At 54.5% G+C, this 699-nt stretch carries 2 protein-coding genes; both read left to right on the plus strand.

The genetic code is table 11. The features are described from left to right. A partial coding sequence (locus ACP5J3_RS14985) for an oligopeptide/dipeptide ABC transporter ATP-binding protein (protein WP_428496406.1) occupies nt 1-151 on the plus strand: 151 nt, incomplete at its 5' end. A gap of 27 nt (nt 152-178) precedes the next feature. Next, the coding region (locus ACP5J3_RS14990; RefSeq protein ID WP_428496405.1) for a flavin reductase family protein at nt 179-699 on the plus strand (521 nt) is incomplete at its 3' end.

Genomic DNA, 699 nt, shown 5'->3' on the forward strand with positions numbered 1-699 from the left:
CCAGGGCGAGCCCCCGAGCCCCATAAACCCGCCGCCAGGCTGTAGATTCTACCCCCGTTGCCCAGTGGCAATAAAGGGGAAATGCGACCGCGAGGAGCCGGCGCTGAGAGAGGTGAAAAACGGCAGATTCGTCGCCTGCCACCTCTACTAATACAAATATATCTACGGAAAGGCTTTCATGAAGGAGGTAAATCCGGAGCTTTTTCACTACGTCATATATCCAGCCACAGTGCCTATTATAGCTACTAAACTGGGCGAGCTCGTCGGCGCGATGCCGGCTGTATGGACCACGGCTGTGTCCATAAACCCACCGCTACTACTCACGGCGCTTGCGCCAGAGAGGAGGACATACCGCCTAGTTAGGGAAAGCGGCTACTTCACCGTGAACTATCTCGACTTCTCCAAGACACAGGCACTGGCCCTTCTAGGGGACGTATCTGCGAGATTTGCGTCTGAAAAATTCGACAAGGCTGGCATCAAGTTCACACCATCGAGAAAAATCCCCAGTGTCGCCATAGAGGGCGCCTCCGCCGTAATAGAGTGCTCCCTCAAGGCTGTGCTTGACGTAGGTGGTGATCACGATATTTTCATTGGGAGGGTGGAGGCAGTGTACGCTACCGACGACTTTACAGAGGGAGGTTGGATACTCGAAAAATACAAGCCAATACTCTATGTGGGGAGAACGAGGAGGCCCGGCCC

This window comes from Pyrobaculum sp., assembly GCF_049971835.1.
GTDB lineage: Archaea > Thermoproteota > Thermoprotei > Thermoproteales > Thermoproteaceae > Pyrobaculum.